23 protein-coding genes and 1 pseudogene are annotated in these 26,636 nt (G+C 64.2%); 14 read left to right on the forward strand and 10 right to left on the reverse strand.

Annotated elements, in window-relative coordinates; genetic code table 11:
- Positions 1-30: 30 nt before the first annotated feature.
- Positions 31-1,173: an IS630 family transposase gene (locus BFL43_RS05715; RefSeq protein ID WP_084889713.1), complete on the reverse strand. Its 1,143-nt coding sequence runs from the start codon at positions 1,171-1,173 to the stop codon at positions 31-33.
- 100 nt (positions 1,174-1,273) lie between these two features.
- Here BFL43_RS05715 and BFL43_RS05720 point away from each other — a divergent pair, with 100 nt between their 5' ends.
- Positions 1,274-1,621 (forward strand): hypothetical protein, encoded by a 348-nt coding sequence (locus tag BFL43_RS05720; protein WP_084889720.1) that lies wholly within the window; start codon positions 1,274-1,276, stop codon positions 1,619-1,621.
- Between the two features lie 13 nt (positions 1,622-1,634).
- Here the strand turns inward: BFL43_RS05720 and BFL43_RS05725 are convergent, their stop codons facing one another.
- On the reverse strand, positions 1,635-2,219 hold the full coding sequence (locus tag BFL43_RS05725) for a TetR/AcrR family transcriptional regulator (protein WP_084891614.1): 585 nt from the start codon (positions 2,217-2,219) through the stop codon (positions 1,635-1,637).
- Between the two features lie 128 nt (positions 2,220-2,347).
- On the opposite strand from BFL43_RS05725, the gene BFL43_RS05730 reads away from it, so the two are divergent.
- The 3 genes from BFL43_RS05730 to BFL43_RS05740 all read left to right on the forward strand — a co-directional run bounded on the left by BFL43_RS05730 (position 2,348) and on the right by BFL43_RS05740 (position 5,198).
- Positions 2,348-3,238 (forward strand): alpha/beta hydrolase, encoded by an 891-nt coding sequence (locus BFL43_RS05730; RefSeq protein ID WP_084891616.1) that lies wholly within the window; start codon positions 2,348-2,350, stop codon positions 3,236-3,238.
- Positions 3,239-3,316: 78 nt separating this feature from the next.
- Complete coding sequence (locus BFL43_RS05735; RefSeq protein ID WP_084891618.1) at positions 3,317-4,162, forward strand: alpha/beta hydrolase; 846 nt, start codon at positions 3,317-3,319, stop codon at positions 4,160-4,162.
- Between the two features lie 37 nt (positions 4,163-4,199).
- Positions 4,200-5,198, forward strand: a complete 999-nt coding sequence (locus BFL43_RS05740) for an NADP-dependent oxidoreductase (RefSeq protein ID WP_084891620.1) — start codon at positions 4,200-4,202, stop codon at positions 5,196-5,198.
- Between the two features lie 46 nt (positions 5,199-5,244).
- On the opposite strand, the gene BFL43_RS05745 is transcribed toward BFL43_RS05740, so the two are convergent.
- On the reverse strand, positions 5,245-5,919 hold the full coding sequence (locus BFL43_RS05745) for an FCD domain-containing protein (protein ID WP_084891622.1): 675 nt from the start codon (positions 5,917-5,919) through the stop codon (positions 5,245-5,247).
- Between the two features lie 176 nt (positions 5,920-6,095).
- Between BFL43_RS05745 and BFL43_RS05750 the strand changes: the two genes are divergently transcribed.
- The 7 genes and pseudogenes from BFL43_RS05750 to BFL43_RS05775 all read left to right on the forward strand — a co-directional run bounded on the left by BFL43_RS05750 (position 6,096) and on the right by BFL43_RS05775 (position 13,910).
- On the forward strand, positions 6,096-7,757 hold the full coding sequence (locus tag BFL43_RS05750) for an alpha/beta fold hydrolase (protein WP_084891625.1): 1,662 nt from the start codon (positions 6,096-6,098) through the stop codon (positions 7,755-7,757).
- Between the two features lie 25 nt (positions 7,758-7,782).
- Positions 7,783-9,075 (forward strand): amidohydrolase family protein, encoded by a 1,293-nt coding sequence (locus BFL43_RS05755; protein ID WP_084891627.1) that lies wholly within the window; start codon positions 7,783-7,785, stop codon positions 9,073-9,075.
- Between the two features lie 103 nt (positions 9,076-9,178).
- Positions 9,179-9,508, forward strand: a complete 330-nt coding sequence (locus tag BFL43_RS05760; protein ID WP_084891629.1) for a hypothetical protein — start codon at positions 9,179-9,181, stop codon at positions 9,506-9,508.
- Between the two features lie 477 nt (positions 9,509-9,985).
- Positions 9,986-10,999: a magnesium and cobalt transport protein CorA gene (locus BFL43_RS05765; protein WP_084891631.1), complete on the forward strand. Its 1,014-nt coding sequence runs from the start codon at positions 9,986-9,988 to the stop codon at positions 10,997-10,999.
- 142 nt (positions 11,000-11,141) lie between these two features.
- Positions 11,142-12,020 (forward strand): epoxide hydrolase, encoded by an 879-nt coding sequence (locus tag BFL43_RS05770; protein ID WP_240498085.1) that lies wholly within the window; start codon positions 11,142-11,144, stop codon positions 12,018-12,020.
- Between the two features lie 8 nt (positions 12,021-12,028).
- The gene (locus BFL43_RS29365; RefSeq protein WP_240498086.1) at positions 12,029-12,304 is read left to right on the forward strand and encodes a hypothetical protein; all 276 of its coding nucleotides are present in this window, start codon (positions 12,029-12,031) and stop codon (positions 12,302-12,304) included.
- A gap of 322 nt (positions 12,305-12,626) precedes the next feature.
- A pseudogene (locus BFL43_RS05775) lies at positions 12,627-13,910 on the forward strand (lipase family protein).
- A gap of 408 nt (positions 13,911-14,318) precedes the next feature.
- On the opposite strand, the gene BFL43_RS05780 reads toward BFL43_RS05775, so the two are convergent.
- A complete protein-coding gene (locus BFL43_RS05780) occupies positions 14,319-15,389 on the reverse strand; it encodes a glycerophosphodiester phosphodiesterase family protein (RefSeq protein WP_240498087.1) in 1,071 nt (356 codons plus the stop codon).
- 177 nt (positions 15,390-15,566) lie between these two features.
- Here BFL43_RS05780 and BFL43_RS29735 point away from each other — a divergent pair, with 177 nt between their 5' ends.
- Both BFL43_RS29735 and BFL43_RS05785 read left to right on the forward strand, forming a co-directional pair.
- On the forward strand, positions 15,567-16,238 hold the full coding sequence (locus BFL43_RS29735) for a lipase family protein (RefSeq protein ID WP_276206091.1): 672 nt from the start codon (positions 15,567-15,569) through the stop codon (positions 16,236-16,238).
- On the forward strand, positions 16,166-16,828 hold the full coding sequence (locus BFL43_RS05785) for a lipase family protein (RefSeq protein WP_276206092.1): 663 nt from the start codon (positions 16,166-16,168) through the stop codon (positions 16,826-16,828). The genes BFL43_RS29735 and BFL43_RS05785 overlap by 73 nt, the downstream gene beginning before the upstream one ends.
- 31 nt (positions 16,829-16,859) lie before the next feature.
- Here BFL43_RS05785 and BFL43_RS05790 read toward each other — a convergent pair whose 3' ends face one another.
- From BFL43_RS05790 to BFL43_RS05810, 5 genes are all read right to left on the reverse strand, one after another.
- Positions 16,860-19,523 (reverse strand): LuxR family transcriptional regulator, encoded by a 2,664-nt coding sequence (locus BFL43_RS05790; protein WP_084891633.1) that lies wholly within the window; start codon positions 19,521-19,523, stop codon positions 16,860-16,862.
- A gap of 40 nt (positions 19,524-19,563) precedes the next feature.
- Positions 19,564-22,293: a benzoate 1,2-dioxygenase electron transfer component BenC gene (gene benC, locus BFL43_RS05795; protein WP_084891635.1), complete on the reverse strand. Its 2,730-nt coding sequence runs from the start codon at positions 22,291-22,293 to the stop codon at positions 19,564-19,566.
- 11 nt (positions 22,294-22,304) lie between these two features.
- A complete protein-coding gene (gene benB, locus BFL43_RS05800; RefSeq protein WP_084891682.1) occupies positions 22,305-22,820 on the reverse strand; it encodes a benzoate 1,2-dioxygenase small subunit in 516 nt (171 codons plus the stop codon).
- Positions 22,821-22,822: 2 nt separating this feature from the next.
- Entirely contained in the window at positions 22,823-24,238 is a 1,416-nt protein-coding gene (gene benA, locus BFL43_RS05805; protein WP_084891637.1) for a benzoate 1,2-dioxygenase large subunit, read from the reverse strand.
- Between the two features lie 98 nt (positions 24,239-24,336).
- Positions 24,337-25,692, reverse strand: coding sequence for an aromatic acid/H+ symport family MFS transporter (locus tag BFL43_RS05810; protein ID WP_084891638.1), 1,356 nt, complete (start codon positions 25,690-25,692; stop codon positions 24,337-24,339).
- A 133-nt stretch (positions 25,693-25,825) separates the two neighbouring features.
- Between BFL43_RS05810 and BFL43_RS05815 the strand changes: the two genes are divergently transcribed.
- Positions 25,826-26,335 carry a DoxX family protein gene (locus BFL43_RS05815; RefSeq protein WP_084891640.1) on the forward strand — a complete coding sequence of 170 codons (510 nt, stop codon included), beginning with the start codon at positions 25,826-25,828 and terminating at the stop codon, positions 26,333-26,335.
- A 38-nt stretch (positions 26,336-26,373) separates the two neighbouring features.
- On the opposite strand, the gene BFL43_RS28425 is transcribed toward BFL43_RS05815, so the two are convergent.
- Positions 26,374-26,568 carry an iron chelate uptake ABC transporter family permease subunit gene (locus tag BFL43_RS28425; RefSeq protein WP_276206093.1) on the reverse strand — a complete coding sequence of 65 codons (195 nt, stop codon included), beginning with the start codon at positions 26,566-26,568 and terminating at the stop codon, positions 26,374-26,376.
- Positions 26,569-26,636 lie beyond the last annotated feature (68 nt).

Raw genomic sequence — 26,636 nt, forward strand, 5'->3', positions numbered from 1 at the left:
AGTGGTCTGAGCCGTTAGTTCGTCGGGGGGTCATGCCGCCTCGCTGCTTTGATCGATCAGTTTGAGTTGGCGGTGGAGGTCCCGGCGGGTGTATTTCCAGGCGAAGGGTTCGGCGGTGCGGTTGTAGCGTTCGGCGAAGGTGTGCAACCGGTTCTCGACTGAGGTGAGGTCGGGAAAGTCATTGGGCGTGAGGACTTTGCGTTGGACGATGGAAAAGTAGATCTCGACTTGGTTGAGCCATGATGCGTGCACCGGGGTGTGCACCATGACCGCGTTCGGGTATCGGGCGGTGAGGCGGTCGATCGATGCTTGTCCGCGGTGCGAGGAGCCGTTGTCGACGACCCAAAACACCCGGTCGGCGGACGCGTACGGTTCGCTCGTCATGACCTGATCGACGAGGGCGGTGAACTCGGTGATGCCGGTGCTTTGCTCGCAGCGGCCGAAGACCCGTGCGGTGTGGACGTCGTAGGCAGCGAGGTAGGTGAGCGCGCCGCGGCGGCGGTAGTCGTGGCTGACGCGCATCGGGCGACCTGGTGCGGCGGCGGTGGTGCGGTGGCAGCGGTCGCGGGCTTGGATCGACGGCTTTTCATCGGCCGAGATCACAAACTCGTTGCTGCCCAACGGTTTGCCTGCGTAGCGGCGTGCGTACAGGTCGAGAACGACAGATGCTCTCATCTCGAAGTTCGGGTCGCGGGCGGCGATCCAGGAGCGATGCTGCCACGGTTTGAGCGCATCCTCGTCCAGCCACCGGCGCACCGTCGACACCGAGACGGTCATGCCGTCGCGTGCGAGTTGGGCGGCGAGTTCCGGGGTGGACCACCGTGCGATCGGAATATCGTGATCGGCCGGGATCTGACACGCCCACGCTTTCACTGCAGCGATGTCAGCGGGGGTGTAGATCGGTGGCCGGCCCGACCGTGGTGCGTCGGCGAGGGCATCGATACCGTGATGGTGGAACCGGCTGCGCCACTTACGGACCGTGTCGGGATGAACGTCGAGTTCGATGGCGATACTTGCGTTGGTGCAGCCGTCCGCGGCGAGCAGCACGATCAGAGACCGCAGCACTGTCTTCTGCGGTGTCGACCCACACCTCACCCATGTTTCGAGAACCTGACGGTCGCTGGTGGACAGGACGATCACGCAGGCCGAGGGTCGAGCGGTTTTGTCACTCATGCCTCAAAAGGACACCTGAGTCACACCTGTCTCGGGCCGCGGCACGCCGATGATCCGCGAAATGTTGGGTGGACCACACGGATCGGGCACGATCGGATGCGTGCCGACACCACCGGAATCGACGAAAAGCTCACTGCGCCTCAAGCTCAGCGGCCACGCCCGAACGAGGTGGCCGCAACTCGCGCGAGTCAACGTCCGATTTCGTGGCGCGTTCGCCTACGTCGACGGTGTACTACCGGACGAGTCGGTCCTGGTGTTGATGCGGCTGCGATACAACGGCTCCGCTAGCAGATGGGGCTTCGCGATCCACCTCGCGTCCAAGGGCAAGTACGAAGATTCGCTGCTGCCTACAGGCGACTTCACCGGCAGCCCTGAAGACGCACTCGACACCGCATGCGGGCTCTACCTCGGCGACCCGACAGCCTGGCAAATACCCCCGACGAACTAACGGCTCAGACCACTTAGTCGGGTCGCGATTGATCGAGCAGCATCTCGACGGTCGTTCGTGCGTACACCCAGGGCTGGGGGTCGTTGAGCGATGTCGACAGTGCCGCGGCGCCTTCGTAGAGCAGCGCGATCTGGTGTCCCAACAGCTCTGGATCGGCAGCGCCGTAATCGCGGCAGAGTTCGATGATCGCCGCCGCGAAGGCCTGCTTCTGGACGTGCACGAAGTCCGCGACCTCTGGCATCACGGCGGCGGCTTCCACCGCCGCATTGTGGAAGGGGCAGCCGCGCATACGGCCGTCACCCGGATCAGGGATCGGAAACAGCATCATCAGGCGTTCCCGGGGCCCGCTTGCGTCAGCCTCCCGAGGGTCGGTCACCATCTCACGAACAAACGCCAGGTACTGCTCCACCAGCACCGTCTTGCTCGGGAAGTACTTGTACAGAGTCCTTTTGGAGACGTCAGCTTGGGACGCGATCAGGTCGACGCCCGTCGCATTGATCCCCTCTACATAGAAGAGTTCGGCCGCGCTCGCGAGTATGCGGTCCCGGGCCCCCCGACCGCCCCGGCGTGGACTGTCGGCCTGCGTTGCCTCTGCCATCGAAACCACCGACCAATCAACTCGAACTGTTGCGTGCCCCACTGATAGTACACAGATCTGTTTACATCTGCTCGAGGGTGCCCTACTGTGCAAGTACACAGATCTGTTTACAACAGTGGAAGGCACCCATGACACACCACAGCGCTGACAACAGGGACGACACAACATCGCCGGGCGTGGCACCGGCCACATCATGGACAACCGTTGCGAATCAGACGATCTCGGTCGACGGCACCGACTTCGTTTACCGCGCCTACGGGCCGGCCGAAGGAATCCCGGTGGTGTTCCTGAACCACCTCGGTGCCACCCTGGACAACTGGGATCCACGCGTCGTCGATGGCATCGCCGCGAAACATCGCGTGGTCGTCATCGACAACCGGGGCGTCGGCGGTTCGGGCGGTACGACGCCGGCAACCATCGAGGAGATGGCCCACGACGCGACCGCCGTCATCGACGCCCTCGGGCTCGAGACGGTTGACCTGCTCGGCTTCTCGATGGGCGGATTCATCGCGCAGGTCATCGCCGCCGAGCGCCCCGCGCTGGTCCGCAGAATCATCCTCGCCGGTACCGGCCCGGCCGGCAGTGAAGGTATCGACAAGGTCACCCGGGTGACCTACGCGGACTCGATCACAGCCGTGCTGACGCGTAAAGACCCCAAGCAGAACCTCTTCTTCACCCGCACCGCCCACGGCAAAGCGCAGTCGCGGGAGTTCATCGCCCGTTTGGGTGAACGGACAACCCACCGCGACAAGAAGATCTCGCTGCGAGCCTTCCGCACTCAGCTTCGCGCGATCCACAGCTGGGGCGCCGCGGCACCGGCCGACTTGAGCGTGATCACCCACCCTGTGCTGGTTGCCAACGGCGAAGACGATCGGATGGTGCCGACCAGCAATTCCCACGACCTGGCCCGCCGGCTGCCGAACGCCACCCTGCGCATCTACCTCGACGCCGGGCACGGCGGCATCTTCCAGGCACACGACCAATTCGTTTCCGCCGCACTGGAGTTCCTGGCGGCCTAGCCACACCGCGCTCCTGCCATTCTCGCCGCACTCCCCTGCTGCTGCGGACCTGCACCCGACCTCTGAGGAAGTTCACCTGTGACCGACTGGAAGAACGCACCAACCAAGAACATCGACGTCAATGGCGTCCGCTTTGTCTATCGCGACCTCGGCCCCACCGGCGGTGTGCCGGTGGTGTTCCTGCACCACTTCACCGCAACCCTGGACGATTGGGATCCCCGGGTGATCGACGGCGTCGCCGGCAAACACCGGGTCATCGCCTTCGACAACCGTGGGGTCGGTGGATCCGGATCGAAAGTTCCCGCCACCATCGACGACATGGCCTCGGACGCCATCGTTTTCATCCGCGCCCTTGGTGTGAACAAGGTCGACCTGTTCGGTTTCTCCCTTGGCGGTGGTGTCGCTCAGGTCATTGCGCTCGAGGCCCCCGACCTCGTGCGCAAGATTGTGCTGGCAGGCACCGGACCGCGTGGTGGCGGCGGCATCGACAAGATGGCCACCATCGTCGGCGGCGCCTACCTCAAAGCGGCCCTCACCCGGAAAGATGCCCGCAACTACCTGTTCTTTCCACGTACCCCCGACGGCAAACGAGCGGCCGCAGCGTATTTCGACCGGCTTGCCGAACGCACCACCGACCGCGACACCACCATCTCCCTGCAGGCACGCCTCGCCCAGCTGCGGGCCATCATCGCCGGCGGCAAAGCTGCACCCGATGACCTGACCGCAATTACCCACCCGGTCCTGGTGGCCAACGGCGATCACGATGTGATGGTCGCCAGTGAACACTCGGTGGACCTGGCCAACCGACTGCCCCACGCGAAAGTCGTGATCTACCCCGACTCCGGCCACGGGGGCGTCTTCCAGCACTACCGCGAGTTCGTACCCGAAGTCCTCGAGTTCCTCGACGGCCCCGACAACACCTGACCCCGTTCATCGAACAAACTCGAGAAAGAAGAATCCGGTGAAAGCGTTCGTCATCGACAAATACAACGGCCCGATTCACGCCGCCGAGGTACCCACACCCACGGTCGGACCGCGCGACATCTACGTCAAAGTAATTGCCGCCAGCGTGAACCCACTCGATCAACTGGTCCGCAGTGGCGAGTTCAAACAACTCCTCAAATACCCGATGCCCATGATCCTCGGACACGACGTGTCCGGCGTCGTGACCGACATCGGCCCCGAGGTCACCGACTTCGCCATCGGCGACGAGATCTATGCCCGACCCCGCGACCTGAGAATCGGAACGTTCGCCGAATACATCGCGATCCACCAGGACGATGCAGCCCATAAACCGAAGACACTCTCGCTCTCCGAAGCGGCTGCGGTCCCCCTGGTCGCCCTGGCGGCGTGGCAGATGCTCGTCGAGAAGGCCCACATCAGGCCCGGCCAGAAGGTCCTCGTCCATGCCGGCGCCGGCGGTCTGGGGTCGACCGTGATCCAGTTGGCCAAACACTTGGGTGCGCACGTGGCCACCACCGCCGGAAGCGCGTCGACGGACCTGGTCACCAACTTGGGCGCCGACGTCGTGATCGACTATCGCACCACCGATTTCGCCGACGTGCTCTCGGGCTACGACCTCGCCGTCGATGCCGTCGGCGGCGACAACCTCCTGAAAACCCTGACCGTCCTCGCACCCGGAGGCCTCGCCATCGGCGTCGCCGGCCCACCCGACGCCGGATTTGCCACCCAACTCGGCGCCCCCGCACCCTTCAAACTCATCCTGTCCCTGCTCAGCCGAAAGGTCCGGGCAGCAGCAAAGAAGCGCGGCGTGCGGTACTCGTTCTTCTTCATGCGATCCAGCGGAGAGCAACTCCGCACTCTGGCCGCACTCTACGACGCCTGTCACCTACGCCCCGTCATCGACTCCACGTTCCCGTTCGACAAGACCGTCGAAGCACTCGCCTACGTCGAAGCCGGTAAGACGAAAGCCGGGAAAGTTGTCATCACCCACAACTGATGTCCCGGTGCGACGTCCACCATGTGGACCGGGCGTCACCCACACGTCAGGCGTGGTCACCGAGAAGCGTTGTGCGCACATGCCGTAGGTGTACCCGCATGGCTTCACGCGCGGCGTCCGGGTCTCGATCTTCGATCGCACTGACGATAGCTTTGTGTTCATCGCAATAGCATTGGCGCCGTTCGGCACTGAAGGTGCGGCGCTTGAGTCCGCCCCAGACAGGTTGATTACGACTGTCGATCAGCAACTGGCTGAGACTTATCAGCACAGCATTGTGGGTAGCGAGAGCAAAACTGTGATGTAGCAGCGTGTCCCAGCGTTCGAAGTCTTCCGACGCGCGAGCTGCGTCGCCGCCACGCAGGCAGCGGTGCATCTCGTCGATGTCCTGCTGCGTCGCGGCCGAAACGGTCACCGGCAATATCTCGGGCTCGAGAACCAGCCGGGAGGTCATGATCTCCGCCGGACTGGGAAATGAGGCACTGGTGGAGGACTCGGGAATCGCCTGCGGGGCCAAGAACGTTCCGCGGCCGACGTAGCGGACCACGACGCCGGAATCGGCAAGTTCGTCCAGCGCAGTACGAATGACCGCACGGCTGACCCCAGCACTGGCAGCGAGCTCCCGCTCCGTGGGCAGCTTGTCGCCGGGCGCGAACCCGCCGTCGCCGATCACCGATTCGAGGTGGCGCCGCGCTGTTGCCACCGGACCTACTGCAAGCGTCACGACTACCAACCCCCTTTCTGAGGACCAATTCGAACCAATATAGCGCGCAACGGCCCAGGAGTTGCGATCGATGCACCACCAGATGAGTGTTGACGATCACACCATCTCGACCTATTCTGACCAATACAAACCAAACACCGCATTTGGTTCACATTGGTTAACCCTGGGAGGCAGTAGTGCGTTTTGCACGGATACAAAGCTCGGACGGCGCACGTCTGTGTGCAGTCGATGAGGAAGGTGCAGCTCGCGCCATCAGTTTCGCCGACACCGGCGAACAGGTCCGGGACCTGCAGTCGGTGATCTCCCGCGGTCCGGCGGCCTCTGAGCGACTCACCGTCGCCGATACCGCCGAACCCGGCAAGCTCCTCGCCCCGATCGTTCCGCACCGCAATGTGTTCTGCGTGGGTCGCAATTACTCCGAACATGCCGCCGAGTTCGCCAAGAGCGGTTTTGACGCCACCGGGTCGGCCGACGGTCAGCACGTACCCGAGCATCCGGTGGTGTTCACCAAACCGGCTGCCTCGATCATCGCCTCCGGCGACGCCATCGATCCGCATACCGACATCACCTCGGCTCTGGACTACGAGGGCGAGATCGGCGTCATCATCGGCAAACGCGCCTCGAAGGTCAGCAAGGCCGACGCCCTCGACTACGTCTGGGGCTACACGCTGGTCAACGACATGACCGCCCGAGATCTGCAACGCGATCACAAGCAGTGGTTCATCGGAAAATCCCTCGACACGTTCTGCCCCCTGGGTCCATGGGCAGTCAGCGCCGACGAGGTCGACATCACCGACCTGCAACTGCAGACCCATGTCAACGGTGAGCAGCGCCAGAACGCCAGCACCGCACAGCTCATCTTCGACGTGCCCACCATCATCGAAACCCTCTCAGCCGGAATCACACTCGAGCCCGGTGACGTGATCGCCACCGGAACCCCGGTCGGCGTCGGGATCGGATTCGACCCACCCAAGTACTTGCAGATCGGCGACGAGATCACCGTCTCGGCCACCGGACTCGGCGTACTGCGAAACGTCATCGGCGAACCGGCCGACCGTGACCACCTCACCCGCGCCGGCTCACACCAACTGTTCACCGAGCAAACCGGAGAAGGCCCTGTCGCCGTCCTCATCCACGGACTCGGTGGCGCGACCACTATCTACGAGCCGCAGGTCAAAGCACTGGCGGAAACACATCGGGTGCTGCGCTACGACTTGTCGGGTCATGGGCGCTCCCCCGTCGCCGGCCCGAACAGCATCGACGGCTGGGTCAGCGAACTGCTGGCGTTACTCGATGGCGAAGGCATCGACCAGGTCGCCCTGGTGGCGCACTCGATGGGCACGCTGGTGGCCACGACGTTCGCGGCGAGTCATCCCGACCGGGTCAGCAAGGTCGCACTGCTCGGGGCAGTTCGCCAGCAGCCCGATCAGGCAAAGACCGCGACCCGGGCTCGGGCCCGTGCGGTCCGGGAAGGCGGGATGTCAGCAGCCGCCGACACCATCGTCGCCGCCGCACTGTCGGAGAAGAGCAAAAGTGAACGGCCGCTCAGTGTGGCAGCGGTCCGCGAACTGCTGCTCGGCCAGAATCCCGACGGATACGCCAGCGCCTGCGAAGCACTCGCTGCCGCCGTCGAACCCGATTTCTCATCGATCAACGCTCCGGTCCTGCTGATCACCGGCGATGAGGACAAAGTGAGCCCGGTCGCCACCAACGACGACCTCCTCTCGACCTACCCGCACGCCCAACTCCAAGTCCTTGAGGGCGTTGGACATTGGCACAGCCTCGAAGACCCCGAGAGCGTGTCCCACCTGCTCACCGAGTTCCTCACCAAACCCTGATCGCCTTCCTGAAAGGAGACGACGAATGTCGTCTGAACAGTCCGTCCTCTTCACCAACGTCCGCATCTTCGACTCCTCTGGCTCCGACCCCTTCGAAGGCGAAGTCCTGGTCACCGGCAACACCATTGCCGATGTCCGCCCCAAATCCGGAGACCTCCCCCGGGACGGCGTCCGGGTCATCGACGGCCAGGGCAAGTTCCTCATGTCCGGCCTGTGCGATGCCCACACCCACTTCTCGTGGGTCAACTCTGCCGACCTTCCCGGTCTCGGAACCATGGGCGTCGAGGAACACACCCTGCTGTGCGCCCGTTCGGCGCAGACCTACATCGACTACGGCTACACCATGTGCGTCGGGGCAGCTGCCGCCAAACCGCGCCTGGACGTCGTAATTCGCAACGCCATCAACGACGGACAGATCCCCGGACCGCGTTACCTGGCCAACTGCCAGGAGATCGCAGTCACCGGCGGCGCCCTCGTAGACGGCATCACCGCGTTCGCCGACGGGCCCGAGGAAATGCGTAAACAGGTGCGCCGCAACGTCGAAATGGGCGCGGACCTGGTCAAGCTGAGCATGTCCGGCGAAGAGATCACCGGCAACCAACACGCGGAGGACAACTACTTCTCCGACGAGGAAACACTCGCTGCCACCACCGAAGCCCACCGGCGGGGCCTGCGAGTCTGCTCCCACGCCCGCTCCGGCGAATCAGTGAAGATGTCCCTGCGCAACGGCGTCGACATCATCTACCACGCCTCCTTCATCGACGAAGAGGGCCTCGACATGCTCGAAGCCAAGAAGGACGAGGTCTTCGTCGCGCCCGGCCTGAACTGGCTCGTCGCCACCCTCAAAGACGCCGCCGCCTTCGGATACCCACCCGAAGCAGCCCAAGCAGCCGGCTACAAACACGAACTCGACTGCGCCATCGCAGGTTTGAAGAAGATGAAAGAGCGCGGCATCCGCGTCCTGCCCGGCGGCGACTACGGCTTCGCGTGGACCCCACACGGCACCTACGCCCGCGACCTACAGCACTTCGTCGAGCTCCTCGGCTACACGCCAAAGGAAGCGCTGCTCGCAGCAACCGCGCTGGGTGGCGAGATCATGCGGATGCCAGACCAGCTCGGTCAGGTCAAGGCCGGATTCCTCGCCGACCTCATCCTTATCGACGGCGATCCCCTCCAAGACATCACCATCCTGCAAGACCGCTCCCGCATCGTCGCGATCATGAAAGACGGTAAATTTCACAAAGATCCGGGCGACGGCACCGAAGCCCGACCCAGCGAACTCAAAGAAACCCACCGCGGAACGCCGTTGCCCGCCTGAGCATTAATTGTCATCGAGCTCGGCTGTGTCGCCCGGGTTCTGCCCGACCGATGACATCAGAGCGCCCGCGTGAACCAGAGGTAATCACCTGGTCCAGGGGTCCTTGCCACACAGGCTCACGCAGCCCGGCACAGCGATCATCCCGACGATACGGTGCGAGTTCCACCGCCTGCGTCCGGCAACAACCACAGCGACCCGTCGCGAGGTCGGATCCTCGATCTTCCAGGTGTTCGAGGGTTCCGGCGAAGTGACGCTCGGTACACAGCGCCATTCCTTGGTCACCGGCGACCTGTTCGTCGTCCCGTCCTGGATACCGTGGTCCCTGCACGCAGACACTCAGCTCGACCTGTTTCGTTTCTCGGACGCCCCCGTCGTCGAAAAACTCGGATATCCCTGGATAGATTCCGGAAGGCAGACCCGAACGTCCCACTGAGGCTGTTGTACTCTCCCGGACCTCAGACCGATGGTCGGCGACAATGACGACAGCACAACGTCACTGGGCTGACAGCGGAGATCGACGAACAGTGCAATGGCCAATGGAGACGCGCCGTACTTGCCGCGTCTGCGACCCCTAAGCGCATGATGGCCGGGGCGCGCAGTACCGGTCGAATGGTGCACGACGCCTTGGCAAGGCGTTGACTTCTCGGGTAGGTGGTGCGCTTATCGCGGAGATAATTTGTGGCGTGTGCCGTCTCAGAGGCTCCCCGGAGCCAGTGCCATGAAGGTGGGAACCGATGCCGCCTTCCCGGCTGCAGCCGCATAACGTACGTGCGCGCTCAACATGCAAACATCCGCCGGCAAGGCGCCGCGTAAGTTCCGCCTGACCGCGTCGCAGCGGTCTGTCCCAAACGTAGGTCTACCATGCGATCGAGTACATGCCATCAAAGGGCAGCGACCGGAGGGTGACGTAGTGGCGATCATCGACAACGCGGTGTACGTCGACGGCAAACGAACGAAGAACCCCGAAAGTCTCGACCTGACCTACGAGGTGATGCGCGAACGCGGCGGCACGGCATGGATTGGGCTTTACCGCCCCGGACGGGCCGAGATCGATTCCGTCGCCGCTGAATTCAGCTTGCATCATCTGCCGGTCGAAGATGCGATCGCGGCCCATCAGCGCCCCAAGCTCGAAGGGTATGGCGATCAACTGTTCATGGTGCTACGCCCGGCGCGGTACATCGAGGCGACCGAGAAAGTCGAGTTCGGCGAAGTCCATGTATTCGTGGGCCCGGACTTCGTGGTCACCATTCGCCACGCCGAAGCCCCCGACCTCGGTCGCGTGCGCCACCGCCTAGAGGACACCCCGGAGTTGCTGGGCCTGGGAACCGACGCCGTGCTCTACGCGATAATCGACCAGGTCGTCGACGAATACGAACCGGTCATTGACGGGCTCCAGACCGATATCGACGAAATCGAAGACCAGCTGTTCACTGGCCAGCCCGAAGTTGCGCGCCGCATATATGACCTGTCGCGGGAGGTGATGGAGTTCCAGCGGGCGACCGCACCGCTTGTCGTGATGGTCGAAGCGCTGCGCGAAGACGCCAAAGCTGACGGCAACCTCGAGTTGCGTCGCAGTTTCCGCGACGTGCTTGATCACATCCTGCGCGTCACTGAACGAGCGGACGCGTTCCGGATGACATTGCAGAACGCGCTGACTGTTCACGCGACGCTGGTGACCCAGCAGCAAAACGAAGAGATCCGGGCGATGACCCAGGTCAGCATCGAACAAAACGAGCAGGTCAAGAAGATCTCCGCGTGGGGCGCAATCCTGTTCGCGCCCACCCTGATCGCTGGGATCTACGGCATGAACTTTGAGCACATGCCCGAACTACGCTGGCTGGGCGGGTACCCGATGGCGGTGCTGGCGATGGTGACGTCTTCCATCGCGCTCTATGTCGTGTTCCGCCGACAACGATGGCTGTAACGAGGTCACGTGCCGGGGCTCTTCCCGGCGTCTCACAGCACGGGACGCAGCGGCAGCGAAGGATTGAACGCGACATGAATGCCTCTGACATCCCTGGCATTCAGGACGATCCCTGACCGCAATCCGCGCGAAACTGGGTCCCATGACCGACGCAACGATCCATCCATTCCGCATCGATGTCCCCGAGTCGACGCTCGCCGACCTGTCCCGACGCCTCGAGAACACGCGGTATCCCGCAGCCCTTCCCGGCGACAGCTGGGACACCGGCGTCCCCGTCTCCTACCTCAAACAACTGACCGCGTACTGGGCCCACAGCTACAACTGGTCCGCACAACAGACATTGCTCAACAGCTACCCCCAATTCACCACCAAAATCGACGAACAAACCATCCACTTCCTGCACATCCGCTCCAGCCACCAGGACGCGCTTCCGCTGCTACTGACGCACGGCTGGCCCGGATCATTCGTGGAGTTCCTGGACGTGATCGGGCCGCTGACCGACCCGGCATCACACGGCCTGAACACCGAGGACGCTTTCCACCTGGTGATCCCGTCGCTGCCCGGATTCGGGTTCTCCAACCCCGTCACCACGACGGGCTGGGATGTCGCACACATCGGCAGCGCCTGGGCCGAGCTGATGGACAGGCTCGGATACGACAAATACGGCGTGCAGGGCGGCGACATTGGGGCCGACGTCTCGCCGGAAGTGGCCCGCGCGGCACCCGAACACGTTGTCGGAGTCCACGTCAACGGCGCACTCGTGCTCCCCACCGAACCACCCGATGAGGCAGAACTGGCCTCCTTCACCGACATCGAACGAGACCGTCTACGCAGGATCGCTGAGTTCATGGACCGCGAGTTCGGCTACATCTCCATCCAGTCGACCCGCCCGCAAACGGTGGGAGCCGGCCTCGCTGACTCCCCGCCGGCCAGCTCGCGTGGCTCGTCGACAAGTTCCGCGCCTGGACCTTTCCGCCCGAAGCGCTGCCCGAGACGATCATCGGCCACGACCGGCTGCTGACAAACGCGATGATCTACTGGCTGACCAACACCGCCGCCAGCGCGGCCTATATCGGTTACGCACAACACTCGGGCTGGGGCGCCGCCAAAGAAATATCCGGCGTACCCACCGCGGCCCTGCAGTTCGCCCACGACGTCGGCATCCGGCGCTACGCCGAGACCGAGAACAACATCACCCGATGGACCGACATCACTGACCGCGGCGGGCATTTCGCAGCGCTGGAAGAACCCGCCATCCTCATCCACGACATCAGCGAGTTCTTCCGCCCCCTGCGCAGCACCTAGCCGCCGACCGCCACCACATATGCCGCATGCGCCGTGCCGCGACCTGACAGACCGGCTCTGAATTCCGCGCACCGAGAATCCGGATGCCCAGCAGACACCGAATCAGTCAGGCTCGCGCTACGCGCAACATCTGATCCATGCACCCATAGCTCGAGTTACGTTGCCGGACACCGGCACATACGTCCGCCGGCTTGGCGGTCCGCCAGTCTGGCCAACAGTCGATGACATGGCCGTCAATACTGCGCAAAGGAGGCCACACTCCCATTCGATAGGTATGCATGTACGTCAGGGCTATCTGCGGAGTCAGTGTTCTAATACTCCTATGCCAACTCGTGGTCGGGCCAAAGGCCTTCGTGCTGCCGCCGTATCGCTCCTTCTTCTCCTGTCCGTCACAGCAGTGTCGGTGCCTGCCGCACACGCTGACCCCGGACCCGGCTCGCCCATACCTTCGGCAGATCCCTTCTAAGCCTACGACGGGTCGTTGACGAACATCGACCGTGGGGCGGTGCTGCGGACTCGGCCCATGACGTTCCAGACCCCGACCATCACGACGCCCATCACCGGCACCCAGGTTCTCTACCGCACGACCGATCAATTCGGCGCCGGCGCGGTCACCGTCGCAACGGTGCTGCGACCGCTGGTCCCGGGCCCCACCAAGCTCATCTCCTACCACATGGCCTACGACGCACTGGGGTCCCAATACGACCCGTCGTACGTCCTGAGCGGCGGCTCGACCAGCACCATCGCCGAGGCCGAACAAGCAGTGATCGCCGGGTACCTCGCCGCCGGGTACACCGTCGTCGCACCCGACTACGAGGGCGAAAACCTCGAATGGACCATCGGCCGCCTATCCGGGTACGCAGCGCTCGACGGGATTCGCGCCGCCGAAGCTCTCCTGGGTGTACCCGCCTCGACGCCGGTCGGGTTGCTCGGATACTCCGGCGGCTCGGTACCGACGCAGTGGGGAGCCGAGATCGCACCGGCGTACGCGCCGGAACTCAACATCGTCGGAGTGGCCGCCGGAGGATTGCCGGTCGATCTGGCCCACAACCTTCCCTACGTCAGCGGCAGTAAGCAGTGGGCCGGGGTCATCCCGGCACTCATCGTCGCCTACCAACGCACCTACGACATCGACACAAGCACCTTCCTCTCCGCGCAGGGACAACAAATCACTGACGCAGTCAGCTCACTGTGCATCGCCGAATTCGCCTCGGACTACCCCGGTCTCACAGACGCCGACATGGTCAAAGCGCCCTACACCTCGCTCCTGGACGTGCCGCAGGTGGTCGAGGCGATCAACGACAACATCATGGGCAGCCAAGGCACCCCGGACGTTCCGATGTTGCTCGCGGTCGGGCACGCCAATGCCATCGGCGACACCGTCATGATCACCGGCGACGTACAAGCCCTGGCCCACGAATACTGCCGCCGCGGTGTCGACGTCACCTACGCCCAGTACAACGGGCTCACCCACCAAGAAGCGTTCCCGCCGTTCGAAGCCCAAGCATTTCCCTACCTCTCCGCACGGTTCGCTGGGCTGCCCACCCACAGCAACTGCGCCACCATCCCCGTCGGCAACAGCCTCGCACCGGCCACTGTGCAGTGACGCTCTAGGTAGCGACCGCGGGGTGCGGTCTGCCTCGTCGTTCGGCGGCGCCATCGCGAAGCCACACCCGATCAGCTGACTCGGGGAATGCACCGGGCGCCATTGATCCGGGAACGATTTCCTGTGGTGTGGGCGGGCTGGCGTCAGGTCGGCGGGACCACCGACACGCCTTCACCCGAGCGGTCAGCAGGCACCATCACCATGCCCTGGCGCCTCGACTCCTGGCCACTCAAGCCCATCCGTCTGCGTGGCGGCGGGTTCACCGAGCACCGCCGACCCCTTAGCCCTGGCATGCACATGGATTCAGCGATCGGAACGCCGGCTTCCGCTTCATCATTGAACATGAGCCCACATCGGCCATCGACGGACTGTAGTGCGCCTGTGTAACACGACTTCTCGGAGAGAGAGCTACTGGACAGGTGGTGGCACTGCCATACCCCGCTCGGACATGACCTCACGCAGCCTCGTCGGATAGTCGGTGATGATCCCGTCGGCGCCGGCCTCGATCTGGGCGTTCATCACCGCGGCATCGTTGACGGTCCACGGGATCACGGTGAATCCGGCATCGTGCGCGCGGGTCACGAAATCCTGGTTCGCAACCAGGGTGTAGCCGGCGGGCGGCACCTGACCATCCGGGTAGGGATCGACGTAACCGGGCGAGAGCACCGACACCCCGTCGATCGTCTGCACACCGGCGATCACATCGCCTCCGGCCGCGTCGTAGTCCACCGGCCCGAGCCAGGGCGAGTCCTGCTTCCACGTGGTCTCGTCCCAGAGCGCCACCAGCGGAATCGAAGGCTGAGCCTGGTGAACGAGTGGCAAGGTGCGCCAGTCGAAACTCTGAATGCTCACCCGATCGACCTTGTCCGCGGCGGTGACCTCAGACAGGATCACGTCGACGAACTCCTCGGGCGTCGCGGACTCGGTGCGGTTCCCCCCCTCGACCTTCGTCTCGATGTTGAACCGCACGGCGTCGGCGCCACGCTCGTCGACCAGCTCGAACAATTCGGGGAGTACCGCAATCTTGTTGCCCACCACAGGTTGTGCATCGGGATAGCCCTCGAGCACCTTACCGCAGTCGAGAGTTCGTACCTGGGCCAGCGTCAGCTCATGAACAAGCTTTCCGACGTACGGGAACTGAGGGTCGCCGGGTTCGGCCGGTGCGGTGTCGCTGCACTTGGTCGCGTCGATCTTCGGATCGTGCCAGATCAGCGGTTGTTTGTCCTTGGTCAGCACGATGTCCAACTCCAGGGTGCTGACACCGAGCGACAGCGCCTTGTCGAATGCTTCCAGGGATTCTTCGGTGTACTCACCTCGGCCACCCCGGTGAGCCTGGAGATCGAACGATTCGCCCGACGCCGGCGCCACCGACGCCGAAGAACTGGCCGTGCCACTGTCGCCGGAGTCGTCCGAGCACGACACGAGCGCGGCCACCACAGCCGCCGTCGCCACCATCGTCAACGCAGATCGCTTGCTCACACATCTCCCCACACGCAGTTGTCCCGACACCGCGAACCTATCCCGCCCGATCCGACGCGGCTACCGCACCGATCTCGAATTCACTTCCTGTTACCACTAGCACGCCTGCAGTCACTATCAGGACCCCGCCGATTCGAACCCTTGAACACGACCCGGACGGCGGTTAGGGTCCCTGACGTGCACCTGAGCAACAGACGCAGGAAGAGTGTCGTCGTCTCCGTATTGACCGCACTGGCAATAGGATTCGGCATCCCGGGCATGGCGACGTCGGCACCCGACGACCACGAGGCGAGTCTGGACCACTTCTACGACACCAGCTCGCTCGTTCCAGGTCCTCCCGGTGCAGTGCTGAGGTCTCAACCGCTGGTGGCGGCCGGAGGCGCGGGCGCGGGTCAGCGCCTGATCTACTCCACCACCGACGTGCACGGCGCACCGGTTCCCGTATCCGGCACAATGCTCGAGCCGCCGGTCGGCTGGGGCGGGACCGGTCCACAACCACTGGCCGTCATCGGCCCCGGAACCCAGGGACAAGGCGATCAATGTGCGCCGTCCCGAATCTTCGACACCGGGTTCCAGCACACCGGGACCAGCACCCACATCAACTACGAGGGGATCTTCGCGTCGACGTTCCTGGCGCAAGGTTTTCGGGTGTTCGTCACCGACTACGTCGGCCTCGGGACTCCCGGAACGCACACGTACGCAAACCGCGCAGAGTCCGGTCACGCCATCTTGGACGACGCACGCGCGGCCGCGACACCAGACCGGCCAGTGGTGCTGTGGGGCCATTCGCAAGGCGGAGCGCGGTTGCCTCGGCTGCAGAGCTCGGACCGGAATACGCGCCCGAGCTGAATCTGGTTGCCGGGTATGCCAGCTCACCACCTGCCGATCTGCTGGCCGTGCAGGAGCACATCGACGGCACCGGATTGGTTGCCGCGATCGGGTATACGATCAACGGCTTCCTCGCCCGGTATCCCGAATTGCGCGAACCGCTCGGCAGCCGACTGAACGATCACGGTCGTGCGGTGCTGGCCGATGTCGCGACTCAGTGCCTGCTCGATTCGCGGGGCAAGTACGGCGGGCATTCGACCTCGGAGTGGACCACCGACGGTCGCCGTCTCGACGAGGTCATCCGCGACGTCCCGGTGGCGCGCACAGTTGCCGACGAGCAGCGCATCGGACGCCGAGTCCCGGCCATACCGGTGATGGTGACCGGAGCCCGGCACGACGACTTCATCCCCTACGGTCAGACCGTCGGACTGGTTCGCGACTGGTGCGCCCAGGGCGGCACCGCCGTCCTGAACACCAACGAGCTACCGGCCGTCAATCAGGGCAGCGGAAACAATCACCTGGCGCCGTCGGCGGTCGACTACCCGGTCGGGCTCGGCTTCATCCGCGACCGGCTCGCCGGCATCCCGGTCCGCGACGCATGCAACGTCTGAGTCACCTTTCCCCAGACACGCCGGCAAAGTGTCAGTTCGTGCCGTACACCCGAGCCAGGTCGACCCGTGACCGGATCCCCAGCTTGGCGTATACATGCGTCAGGTGATACTGGACCGTCTTTGCTGACACAAACAGCTCCGAGGCCACCTCGCGGTTCGAAAAGCCCTGGCAGACAAGCCTGGTCACAGCCTCCTCCTGGGGCGTGAGGCTGATGTCGCCGCGGGGCAGCTTGGCGTTGACGCCGCCCGCGCGGAGCTCACGCTCGCAGCGCTCCACCAGTGTGGTCGCCCCGAGGGACTGATAGATGTCGCGTGCGGCCGCCAGCACCGGATCGGCCTCTCCGCGCTTGCCCGCTCGTCGCAGGGTCTGCCCGTAGGCGAAGTTCACGCGGGCCAGATCGTATCGCAGCGGCAGCCCGTCGAGCAGCGACAGTGAACGCTCGAAGGATCGTCGGGCACCGACCAGATCGCCTGTCGCGCCGAGCAATCTGCCGCGCGCGTAGCCGAGCCGCGCCTGGGTGGATCGATGGCCCATCTCGTCGGCAACCAATTCTTGAGACTGCAGGAACTCCTCGGCGGCATCAAGTTTGCCGTCCACAACCAGTGCGTTGGCGAGTATGTCCGCCCACGGCCAGAATCCGGGGTGTCTCAAAGACGTGGTCGACGCCATCTTGCGGACTGCGTCGAGCGCTCTGACCACGGCGCCGTAGTCGGCGGACGCTTCGGCTATGTGTGCTCGCGCGAAGAACACCGGCGCGCGCATGATCTCGTAGTCTTGGGTCACGGCGCTCGCTCTCTGCACCGCTGCGTCGGCGTCCTGCCACGTGCCTCGAAGTGCGCCGATCTGTGCGACGGTCCACTCCAAGAGCGGCGTCGCCAACACGATCCCACTGGACTCCGCAAGCACACGACCGGCAGCCACGGTCCGCAGAGCTTGATCCCAGTCACCGGTGAGGAACTGCACACGTCCGAGCCACCCGTACGCCCACAATGTGATTCGCGCTGACCCTCCCAGGTGCGCGGTGGCCACCGCCGTCTCCAGTGTGCTCCTGGCCCCGTCGAGATCATCCTGGGCCAGCTGTAGCCACCCGCGCCCCAGAGTCACCCGCTGAGCCTGGACTCCGTGGTGCACCCGTTCGGAAAGGCTCGCATACGCCTCGGCGGCCAGATCAGGCCGGCCGGACGAGCCCAGACCGAGACCACGTATGGCGGCGGCCTCGATACCCGCCGGCGAGTCGTAGTCTGCGAGCTCCAGCGCTCTGTCGGCCCATTCAACCAATTCTGCACTCCGGCAACGACTCAATGAATGCAGGACGAACCGTTGAGCGATCAGCGCCGCCGAATCGGGATCGGATTCGGGATCGACGATGTCCCAGGCACGACCCAGACGGAGTTCCGCCTCGGCGGCGCGACCGCGAACGATTGCGAGGTACGCGAGAACGGCGTCCCGCAGCGGTGTCTCCCGCAATGCCTCGAGGGCTGGAACCAAGGCGAGCGCACTCGTGACGTCGCCGGCTGCGACCAGCGAATCCGCTGTGCGGATGAGCCTCTGATCACGCAGCACTGAATCGAGCGAGAGGCGACTCGCTTCCTGGAAGAGCCCAGCCGCCTCGGCCCAGGCCCCACCGGCACCACGTTCTCGGGCCAGCGCTTCGACTTCGTCAGCAAGTTCGGCGTCGGGCATCGGAGTCGCACTGACACGGTGGATCAAGCTGCGTCCACGGTCGATCACGATTTCGGCGGCGCGTTGGTGCGCTTCCCCGGCGGCGTGCGCGCCCATCAGTTCCACCAGCGCAACGCGCGTCATCGAATCAATCAGATCCACCTCGTAGATCCGCCCGGGTTCGAGCGACCGGGTCACCAGACGGGCCGCGGAAGCCTCATCGATCGCAGCCAGTGGAGATGTCAGATCTGCCAGTTGCGCGGCTTCGGTGAGCGAGCCTTCCTCACCGAGGATGGCCAAGGCCATCGCCAATGCCTGTCCCTGCGCACCGCACCGCGACAACCGCTCGCGGACGTCTGCAACAACATGCCTCGGTGCCGGCAGCGACGACCCCGGTGTCGTCCACACCGAGTCCGAGACTTCGTCAAGCAACGCGACCACGTGTCCCGGGCTCCCTCCCGTGTGATCGGTGAGGGCCTGAGCGACGGCCGGATGCAATGTGTACCCGTGATTCCCGGCGAGTTCGGCGACACCAGAGACCGCCAACCCAGACATCACAATGACCTCCGACGCGAGCGTCGTAGCAGCAGAGTCGGCATCTCCCACGGTGAGCACCACCAGCAGTGGTAGACCCCGATGGTGGCGCACCGCGGACACCAGCGCGTGGAGCGAGGTTTCATCGGCGAACTCGGCATCCTCGATCACGATGAGACGGACGCCGCCCGTGCCGTCCTCGAACTCCAGGTGATCAAGAATCTGGTCGGCGACAATTATCGGCGAGCCGGGCAGATCCTGCTGAAACAGCTGGTGGAGAACAGCGCCAGGGGTTTCCGTTTCCCATGATGCGCAGCGCGCCCGCCACACGGGTCCCTTGTGATGCTCGGCGAGACATCGCACGACCGAGCTCTTCCCAATGCCCGGCTCGCCCGTCACGGCCACGATCGTGGCGTCACCGGTCCCGGCGTCCGACAGGTGCCCGGCGAGCGCGGCGAGTTCGCCTTCTCGTCCGACACACACCGTCGCCGATCTCATCGATCAAGCCTAATCGTCGACCGACCACCGACTTGCGCGTTCAGCCCAGATCACCGCCCGCGACCGGCAACACCGTCCCGGTCAGGTACGACGCCTCTGGCGAGGCCAGGAAGCAGATCGGCGCTGCCTGCTCGTCGAGGGTGCCGTACCGGTGCATCAGCGACGACGAGAGCGTTTGGTCGATGTGCGCCTGAAACCAGCCTTGCTCGGTGCTGTCCTGCGGCTCCGGCGTACCGCGCGAAATACGCCGCGGAGGCGCCTCCGTCCCACCCGGCGCCGTCGCGACCACGCGGATTCCGGCATCGGCGTACTCCATGGCGAGCGACGCTGTGATGGCGTTGATGCCACCTTTGGCCGCGGAGTACGGGATCCGGTTGATGCCCCGGGTGGCGGCCGACGATACGTTGACGATGACGCCTTCTCCCCGTTCCACCATCGACGGTAGCGCCGCCCGGCAGGCGTACAGCGTCGTGAACAGCGACCGATCGATCTCGGCTCGAATCTCGGCGTCCGTGAACTCGATGAACGGTTTGAAATTGATCGCGCCGCCCACGTTGTTGATCAGGACGTCGATTCGTCCGAATGCCGACAAAGCCCCCTGGACAAGGTTGTCCGCGCCCTCCCAGTGTTCAAGATCTGTTGTGACAGGACAGGTTTCGGGGCCGTTGACAGATAGTTCGTCGGCCAACTCCTTGACGATCTCGGAACGGTCGGCAACCACGAGTTTGCCACCCTCGGCGCTGATCCGACGGGCAATGCGCTCGCCGATGCCCTGCGCCGCTCCCGTGACGACAACGACTTTGCCGGCGAATCTACCGGGTGTCACAAATCGCGGCGCCTGCGCGGCCAGATTGTCCGCCATCGCGCGCCGCATCGTCTCCTTCGAGCGATCGGCATGCGCGACGATCAGCGAACGAGCTTCGTTGCGGTCCCCCGCCTCGAACGCCGAGACGATGTCCATGTGGTCCTGTGCGCACAGCGGGTGACACCATGTCGCGTTCCGGAGAACCTCACTCATCCGCCCCTTCACACCCAGCGCCGTATATGCCTGCAGCAGATGCTGATTGCCGGTAAGTGTGAACAGGTAGTCGTGGAACGCGGCATTGGTCTCTGTGTACTCCGCCGCGTTCACGAAATGATCGTCTTCGACGTGTGGCAGCGTCGACTCGGCGAGCAACCGGTATCCGGCGAGTTGTCTGCTGTTCAGCCGTCCAAGGGTCACTTCGAGAGCGCCCAGCTCCAAGGCCCGCCGCGCTTCGAAGATCGCGTCAGATTCGTGCACGGCCGGATGATCCTCGCCGATCTCGTAGCCACCGTCGCCGACGGTGATCGGTGCCGGCTCAACAGACGTGGCCGGTGCCGCCGGGGTGGCTTCGGCAGCTGGCGCTGCAGGGTCGACGGCTTCGACTGCCGGGAACACCGTTTGTCCAGCGATGGTGCGAGCCCCGGTATCGGGACCGGAGACGAGGCCCGAATCCGGATCAACCGAGGCTGGGGACTTCTCGTCGCCGCCGGCGAACCGCGGTGAAACCAGCTGCCCGGCGATACGCCGAACCACGTCGCCGTGATCGGAGACCGTGACCGACTTCGGCCAGGCCTCGAGAGTCGAAACGTGCAGCACTTCCTGGCCCGCGATCGCCCGGGCATCAGGAGACAACAGCAATTCTTCCACCATCTCCGGTCCGGAATCGGCCGCCGGTGCCGCCGACGCCGCATCGGGCGAACCGGGCGCTGCCGCGAGGGCGAACTTCTCGTAGTAGAACCCGGTCGGGTCGATACCGGAGTCCTTGACGTGCCCCCGGACCGATTCGACCATCGGCGGAGGGCCGCAGAGGTACATGGCCACATCGCCATCGTGGAGATGCTCCGGCTTCATCAGACTCATCACGTAGCCCTTGTTGACCGCAGTGGTCGCAGAGTCGGAGACGCAGTGATCCCAGGTGAAACCACTGAGCGTCGAAGCGAGTTCGTCGAGTTCTGCGGTTTCGACCAGGTCGTCGTCTGTGCTGACCCCATAGATCAGGTGGGCAGTGCGCTCACTTCCCTCGCGGCGGAGCTTGCGCAGCATCGAGAGGATCGGCGCCAAACCGGTTCCGCCGGCGAGCAGCAGCACCGGCCGATCGGCTTCGCGCAGGAAGAACGATCCGTGGGGGCCGGTGAACGTCAGTGCGTCACCGACTTCCGCCCGCTCGGTCAGGTAGTCCGACATGGCGCCACCGGAATTGAGCTTGACGAGGAAGGTCAGCCGCTCCTCGTGTGGGCCGTTGCTGAACGAGTACGAGCGCTTGACATCGGTTCCAGGCACCGAGACGTTCACGTACTGGCCAGGCAAGAACACCAGGTCGGACCGGTTGGGGATCTCGACGCCGAACCGCACTGTGGTCGGCGAAATCCTCTCCAGCTCCGTAAGTTTTCCGGAGAACGTAGCGGCCTCGGTCTTGGCGATGGCTGACGTTGCAGCGATCTGCAGCACGAGGTCGGACCGCGGCTTCATGCTGCAGGGCAGGCTGTACCCCGCTGCTGCCTCATCGTCGGACAGTGCATCGGACAGGTACGTGCCACCGTCGAAATCGCCCGATTCGCAGAGCGCCTTGCACGTTCCGCACGCCCCGTCGCGGCAGTCGAGCGGAATGTTGATCCGCTGACGGTAGGCCGCGTCCGCGACCGTCTGATCGGTACGGCAGTTGATGAAACGGGTGACGCCGTCTTCGAACGAGAGGGCGACCTGGTGACCGCCCGTGTCGGCGGGTGCCTCCTGGGTGGTTGTCATCGGAGAGCCCTTCAGAAGTGGTAGATGTCCACCACGTGGTGGATGTAGTCGTTCTTCAACACGATCGTCTTGCGCCGGATGAGAGGCTGCTCCCCCGAGAAGTCGATCGTGTAGAAGGACGTCCCGTAGTAGGGGTCGACGGTCTTGTAGCGGAAATACATGGTGTGCCAATTGAATCGGACGTCGACCAGGTCTCCGCGGCGTTCGATCACCTCGACGTTGCTGATGTTGTGACTCGTGCGCGGCTCGGGAAGCGACGTCGCCGAGGAACGCTCAGTCCGGATCCGGAAGACACGATCTTCCAGCCCACCCTTGTTGCCGTAGTAGATCAGGGAGATGTCGCGTTGCGGATCCTCGACGAGCAGGTCGGCGTCGTCCCACGACGGCATCCAGTAGACGACGTCGTCGGCGTAACACTCCAGCCACGTCTCGAACTCACGGTCATCGAGATACCGGGCCTCGCGGTACAAGAACTGCTCGATCGCATTCTGCGTGATCAGGGTGCTGGAGGTTTCGGTGGTGGTCATGATCATGCCTCCTTCGTGGCTGTGCCATTGCGAGACGCGACACCGTCGGATTCGACGAGACGTTCGTTGTCGAGGGCGGTGTGCATGGCCGAGAGCCAGTAGCCGTGTTGCACCGGGTACAGACCCTCGTCTTCGTTCTTGAGCCCGGACGAGATCACGCCGTCCATACCCAGGGACTCCGCGACAGGATCGGGTCCGTTCTTCCAGTGCTCGGCGCCGCGACTCATGTCGTTCCATGGCGAGGCCTGGGCGCGGAAGGTGAGCTGGCAGGACCGGAACTCCTCGAGGTCGTCGGGGGTGGCCATGCCGGAGGCGTTGAAGAAGTCCTCGTACTGCCGGATCCGATGAGACCGGGCCGCGTCGCTTTCGCCTTTGGGGGCGATGCAGTAGATGGTGACCTCGGTCTTGTCGGGTGCGATGGGCCGGAAGTGTCGTATCTGCGTGGAGAATTGGTCCATCAGGTACACGTTCGGGTACAGGCAGAGATTTCGGGAGCCCTTGACCATGAACTCGCCCTTGGCATCTCCGTGCTGCTTCTTGAGCTCATCCATCTGGTCCCACAGCGGACGGTCCTGAGGGTTGGCCGCCCAGGTCCACAGGCACAGGTGCCCATTCGGGTACGACCAATAGCCACCACCGGATTTGCCCCAGCCGCCGGCGTCGAGCGCCTTGGTGTCGTTCTTCGACTCCCCCGTGCCACGACGGGACGTGGTCGCCGCGTAGTTCCAGTGGACCGCGCTGACGTGGTAGCCGTCGGCGCCGTTCTCCGCCTGCACCTTCCAGTTCCCGTCGAAGGTGTAAGTCGACGACCCACGCAGGACCTCTAGGCCCTCGGGCGACTGATCGACGAGCATGTCGATGACCTTGATGGTGTCGCCGAGGTGCTCGTCGAGTGTGAGCACGTCGGGGTTCAGGCTGCCGAACAGGAAACCGCGGTAGCTGTCGAACCGCGCGACCTTCGTCAAATTGTGAGATCCGTTGACGTCGAACGTGTCCGGGTACCCGGCATCGTCCGGGTCTTTGACTTTCAATAGGGTGCCGTCGTTGCGGAAGGTCCAGCCGTGGAACGGGCAGGTCAGCGTCATCCGGTTGTCGGTCTTGCGTCTACACAGCATGGCGCCGCGATGTGCGCAGGCGTTGATCAGGCAGTGGATCTCGCCGTCTTTGGCGCGGGTGATCACGACCGGCTGCCTACCGATGTAGGTCGTGAAGTAGTCCCCTGGGTTGGGGAGCTGACTCTCGTGAGCCAGGTAGATCCAGTTGCCCTCGAAGATGTGCTTCATCTCCAGTTCGAAGACGTCTTCGTCGGTGAAGATCCGACGGTTCGCGCGGAAGATCCCGGCGTCGTGGTCGTCGATGACGGCGTCGGACAGAACCGTCGCAATGTGGCCGAGATTGTCAGCGGTGGGTGCGCTCATGATGTACCTCCTGAAAAGGTCTGGCGCCGTCGCCAGTGTAAGAAAGTGGGCTGTTGCCAGATTGGCAGTGAGTGTCCTGGGTCACACTAGGCATATGCCTAGTCACTACCCAGGGGGGTCAGCGAGGGCCTGACCTGGCCCGCTGCGTCAGTGACCACGGTGTTCTCAGCCCTCCTCGGCACCAGCATGGTGACGCCGGCGCCGACCAGCGCGACCCCGGCAAATATGTAGAAGGCACTTGCCGAGCTGATCCCGGCGCCCTGGAGCAACCCTCCGATCATCGGACCGACGATGCCGCCGAGACGTCCGAAACCGGCACACCAGGCCACACCGGCAGCCCGCGCGTTCGTCGGGTAGTAGTTCGAGACGTATCCGTAGATCAGCACCTGCGTGCCGATCGTTCCCGTGCCCGCTACGGCAACGGCCGCGAGCAGGATCGGCAAGGGAAATCCGAGGGTCAAGCAGATCAGAGCAAATGTCGCCAGGCAAAAGCTGGTGGCCACCACGCGTTGCGGACCACGCTTGTCGGCAAGCCGGGATGCGATGAGGCCGCCCACGATGGCGCCGCCATTGAGGACGAGCAGAAACGCGAGCGAACCCTTCGCGTTGAACCCTGCGTTCTTCATGATCTGCGGCAACCAGGTGTTGAGGCCGTAAGTCAGCAACAGACCCGAGAAGCTCATCACCCCGAGCAGGGCAGTCGGCTTGATGTACGTCCTGGTCGCCAACTCCGCGAAGCCGACCTTATCGGCATCCGGCGCGACGGCCGTGTCCTCGGGGAACGGAATACCCGTTGCGGCGCAGACTTTTCGCGCATCGTCCACGCGTCCTCGGGAGATCAACCAGCGAGGCGATTCCGGCATCTTGCGCATCGCCAGCGGGAGTAGAAGGACGAGCGGCAGCGCGCCGATCCAGAACAGACCACGCCAGCCGATGTGATCTTCCAGCAAAATCGCGAGGGTCGCGGCGAGCACGCCGCCGACGGGGATTCCGCTGTAGACAATGGCGTTGTACAGGTTCCGCTTTCCCGGCGGAGCGAACTCGGCGATCATGGCGCCAACCGTGGCGACCAGTCCGCCGACTCCGATGCCGGTCAAGAAGCGCAGCACGCCGAACGACACGATGCTCTGCGCAGTCGCCGTCACCGCCATACCGATCGAGAACCACACGATGTTGATGAGCATCATCCGACGTCGGCCGATGCGGTCTCCGAAGGCTCCAGCTGCGAGGGCTCCGACCATCACACCGACGAGCGCGTACGATCCGAGCGCCCCGGCCGTTCCCGGGTTCAGAGCGCCCAGTTGCGTCGGATCGTCGAGCAGGGTTGGCAGTACGGTGCCGTAGACGACCAGGTCGTATCCGTCGAAGACGATGGCGGCTGTGGCGAGGGCGACGATCCACAGAACACTCTTGCGGTGCTCCGGTCCGGACCAGGTCGGTGGTGAGGTCGTCATGAGAACTCCCGATTGTGGTGGGCTGCTTCACGAATCATGGAGGGCTGTGTTGTCCGTCACACCAGGGTCTTGCCTAGTGTCGACCTGGGGTTCTGCATTGGGCCATCAGACACAGCGAAGGGTTTTCGAGACAATGACACGCCTGTTCACCAAGCCGACGTCCGACCACACCGCGGTTCAACTGCTGCTCCGCGCAGCCATCGGCGGCACCATGATCGCGCACGGCGTCAAGCACGGTCGCAGCATCGAAGGCACCGCCGGTTGGTTCGGCTCCATCGGATTCAAGCAACCCAAACTGCAGGCCCAAGCCTCCGCCGTCGTCGAAGTCGGCGCAGGCACTGCCATCGTCGCCGGCGCCGGCACCCCGCTGGCTGCGGCCGCAGTTGTCGGCACCATGGCCGTCGCGGCCCGTTCCGTCCACCAGCCGAACGGCTTCTTCATCACCTCCGAAGGCTGGGAGTATGTCGCCAACCTATCCGTGGCCGCCATTGCGCTCGCGGCCATCGGACCGGGACGCTTCAGCGTCGACCGCGCCCTCGGACTCGACAACAAACTCACCTCCGGACAGGCGACCGCAGTCGCCGCCGGAGTTGGCCTGGTGGCCGCCGGTGCGCAGTTGGCGGCGTTTCACCGGCCGCAGTAGGCGGAACTGACGAGACGACACCTCCGAGGGCACAAATCTCAGCGTCGACGACGCACCTCTCGGACGAGCAACCACACGAGATATCCGCCTCCCGCGACCACGGTCACGAAACCGACAGGCAGCGCAACCGGAAGCAGATGCTGCGCGGTGACGTCGGCCCCGGCGAGCAAGAAAGCTCCCGTGAAGCCGCAGGCGGAGACTAAGAGCCGAGCTTGCCAAAGCCCGACGCCGATGACGCCAGCGCCGCGCGGGTGCCCGCCCCTAGGTCAGCCCTAGGCAAAACCCTGATGTGATGTGGAGC

Origin of the sequence: Williamsia sp. 1135 (genome assembly GCF_002095395.1) — a bacterium.
In the GTDB taxonomy this organism is placed as follows: Bacteria; Actinomycetota; Actinomycetes; order Mycobacteriales; family Mycobacteriaceae; genus Williamsia.

Excerpts from the sequence above, each read along its gene's own strand:
- BFL43_RS05715 (WP_084889713.1), bottom strand. The coding sequence starts at position 1,173 with ATGAGTGACAAAACCGCTCGACCCTCGGCCTGCGTGATCGTCCTGTCC.
- BFL43_RS05725 (WP_084891614.1), bottom strand. The coding sequence starts at position 2,219 with ATGGCAGAGGCAACGCAGGCCGACAGTCCACGCCGGGGCGGTCGGGGG.
- BFL43_RS05730 (WP_084891616.1), top strand. The coding sequence starts at position 2,348 with ATGACACACCACAGCGCTGACAACAGGGACGACACAACATCGCCGGGC.
- BFL43_RS05755 (WP_084891627.1), top strand. The coding sequence starts at position 7,783 with ATGTCGTCTGAACAGTCCGTCCTCTTCACCAACGTCCGCATCTTCGAC.
- BFL43_RS05770 (WP_240498085.1), top strand. The coding sequence starts at position 11,142 with ATGACCGACGCAACGATCCATCCATTCCGCATCGATGTCCCCGAGTCG.
- BFL43_RS29365 (WP_240498086.1), top strand. The coding sequence starts at position 12,029 with ATGATCTACTGGCTGACCAACACCGCCGCCAGCGCGGCCTATATCGGT.
- BFL43_RS05790 (WP_084891633.1), bottom strand. The coding sequence starts at position 19,523 with ATGAGATCGGCGACGGTGTGTGTCGGACGAGAAGGCGAACTCGCCGCG.
- benC (WP_084891635.1), bottom strand. The coding sequence starts at position 22,293 with ATGACAACCACCCAGGAGGCACCCGCCGACACGGGCGGTCACCAGGTC.
- benB (WP_084891682.1), bottom strand. The coding sequence starts at position 22,820 with ATGACCACCACCGAAACCTCCAGCACCCTGATCACGCAGAATGCGATC.
- benA (WP_084891637.1), bottom strand. The coding sequence starts at position 24,238 with ATGAGCGCACCCACCGCTGACAATCTCGGCCACATTGCGACGGTTCTG.
- BFL43_RS05810 (WP_084891638.1), bottom strand. The coding sequence starts at position 25,692 with ATGACGACCTCACCACCGACCTGGTCCGGACCGGAGCACCGCAAGAGT.
- BFL43_RS05815 (WP_084891640.1), top strand. The coding sequence starts at position 25,826 with ATGACACGCCTGTTCACCAAGCCGACGTCCGACCACACCGCGGTTCAA.